At 50.7% G+C, this 793-nt stretch carries 1 tRNA gene and 1 rRNA gene; both read left to right on the plus strand.

Annotated elements, in window-relative coordinates:
• Positions 1 to 115: 115 nt before the first annotated feature.
• Positions 116 to 191: transfer RNA gene (locus ABLU78_RS03365), tRNA-Glu, on the plus strand.
• A 190-nt stretch (positions 192 to 381) separates the two neighbouring features.
• Positions 382 to 793, plus strand: a 23S ribosomal RNA gene (locus tag ABLU78_RS03370); the annotation flags it as partial.

Here is a 793-nt window from a genome sequence, read left to right on the forward strand (position 1 = left end):
AGGGGAACCTGCGGTTGGATCACCTCCTTACCTTAAAGAACCTGCCTTTGTAGTGCTCACACAGATTGTCTGATGAAAGTAAAGAAGCAAGGCGTCTTGCGATTGAGACTTCAGTGTCCCCTTCGTCTAGAGGCCCAGGACACCGCCCTTTCACGGCGGTAACAGGGGTTCGAATCCCCTAGGGGACGCCACTTGCTGGTTCGTGAGTGAAAGACGCGTGCCGATATATCTCAAAACTCATCTTCGGGTGACGTTTGAGATATTTGCTCTTTAAAAATCTGGATCAAGCTGAAAATTGAAACGACACACAGTTAATGTGTGTTCGAGTCTCTCAAATTTTCGCGACACGTGGGTGTTTTACGAAACATCTTCGGGTTGTGAGGTTAAGCGACTAAGCGTACACGGTGGATGCCCTGGCAGTCAGAGGCGATGAAGGACGTGCTAATCTGCGAAAAGCGTCGGTAAGGTGATATGAACCGTTACAGCCGGCGATGTCCGAATGGGGAAACCCAGTGCAATTCGTTGCACTATCGTTAACTGAATACATAGGTTAACGAGGCGAACCGGGGGAACTGAAACATCTAAGTACCCCGAGGAAAAGAAATCAACCGAGATTCCCCCAGTAGCGGCGAGCGAACGGGGAGCAGCCCAGAGTCTGAATCAGCTTGTGTGTTAGTGGAACGGTCTGGAAAGTCCGACGGTACAGGGTGATAGTCCCGTACACCAAAATGCACAGGCTGTGAACTCGAAGAGTAGGGCGGGACACGTGGTATCCTGTCTGAATATGGGGGGA

Source organism: Klebsiella sp. JN_Kp122 (assembly GCF_040062085.1).
GTDB classification, from domain to species: Bacteria; Pseudomonadota; Gammaproteobacteria; order Enterobacterales; family Enterobacteriaceae; genus Klebsiella; species Klebsiella aerogenes.